Genomic DNA, 1,289 nt, shown 5'->3' with positions numbered 1-1,289 from the left:
TGTGCCGACATCCAGATCTCACGTTCGCCGCTCAACTCGTCGAGCACTGGAACGAGACCGAGGTTCAGACTGCGTGCGAATTCGGGAAGGGCTACCGCTCGAGTATTTCAGCAGCAATGGCCATGCCTGAAGCTTCGCCCCGGCTCGAGAGCAGCATTTCACAGAGCGTTTGGAGATCGACTTCAGCCGCGATTTGAGTGGTGCGCGAGCCGGAAAACAGAAGTTGGCGTCCACGATCCGTGATGCTCTGTATCATGTCGGTGAAGAAGGAAGTCTCAGACATGCCGTTCTCCTCTCTTCTGGATGGTCGAGCAGGATGTGCGACCGTTTTAAGATCACTTCCCCTCGCCGGGGTTTGACCGGTAGTATGTAGACTGTCACGTTTCGTACACGACGTCAATTATCGTGTATACAAGAATAACCTTTGTGTATGACGGAAATGGAACGCATGTCCGAAAATGTCGGCCGATGGCTCCGCGATGAAATTGAAAACGCAATTCTTTCCAATGAGTTCGCACCTGGCGCACGCCTCGACGAGATGGTGCTTGCCAATCGGTTCGGAGTTTCCAGAACGCCGGTGCGCGAGGCGCTGATGCAGCTCGACGCCATTGGCCTGATCGAAATCCGTCCGCGCCGAGGTGCTGTCGTGATCGATCCGGGGCCGCATCGCATCTATGAAATGTTTGAGGTCATGGCCGAACTCGAGGGCCTAGCGGGGTCGCTCGCCGCGCGCCGGCTCGACACGGCGTCACGCGAAGCGATCATGGCCGCGCACGGTCGATGCGAGCAATCGGCCAGCGCAGGTGACACCGATGCTTACTATTACAACAATGAGGAATTCCACAACGCAATTTATGCGGCGAGTCGAAGCGACTTCCTGGAGCAGCAATGCGCGCAGTTGCACCGGCGCCTGCGCCCTTACCGGCGCCTTCAACTGCGCGTCCGCAACCGCCTCGCGACATCGTTTTCGGAACATTGCGCCATCGTCGATGCGATCTTTGCCGGAGACGGAGACGAAGCTCGCCGCCTGCTGCGCGGTCATGTCGGCATTCAGGGCGAACGGTTCAGCGATCTGGTCGCGAGCATGGCTTCCAGATGAGTCTCTGGAAGCCGATCGGTAACGCGACAAGATCGGAAGGCATGGTGACCATGACCGAGGAACGCGCCAGGTCCACTTACGATAGCTCACCAGGTGTCATACCAACGTGAGCGGTCTCTGACTCGTTTTGCGGTTTCCAAATCAGTTGAATTCTGAATCTATGTCGCAAACGGAGGTTTGCGGATGACAT

At 57.1% G+C, this 1,289-nt stretch carries 1 protein-coding gene and 2 pseudogenes; 1 reads left to right on the top strand and 2 read right to left on the bottom strand.

The window, feature by feature from the left end; translation table 11 throughout:
• Both BSG20_RS38760 and BSG20_RS35380 read right to left on the bottom strand, forming a co-directional pair.
• Positions 1–95, bottom strand: a pseudogene (locus BSG20_RS38760) (LysR family transcriptional regulator); the annotation flags it as partial.
• Positions 95–283 (bottom strand): annotated as a pseudogene (locus BSG20_RS35380) (MCD, Malonyl-CoA decarboxylase MCD); the annotation flags it as partial. The pseudogenes BSG20_RS35380 and BSG20_RS38760, both read right to left, overlap by 1 nt.
• A 165-nt stretch (positions 284–448) precedes the next feature.
• On the opposite strand from BSG20_RS35380, the gene BSG20_RS35375 reads away from it, so the two are divergent.
• On the top strand, positions 449–1,099 hold the full coding sequence (locus BSG20_RS35375) for a GntR family transcriptional regulator (RefSeq protein ID WP_093042043.1): 651 nt from the start codon (positions 449–451) through the stop codon (positions 1,097–1,099).
• Positions 1,100–1,289: the final 190 nt, after the last annotated feature.

The organism is Rhizobium tibeticum (assembly GCF_900110205.1).
Classification (GTDB): Bacteria; Pseudomonadota; Alphaproteobacteria; order Rhizobiales; family Rhizobiaceae; genus Rhizobium; species Rhizobium tibeticum.
The sequence above is the reverse complement of the archived record's forward strand: the minus strand, read 5'-3'. Positions and strand labels throughout refer to the sequence as shown.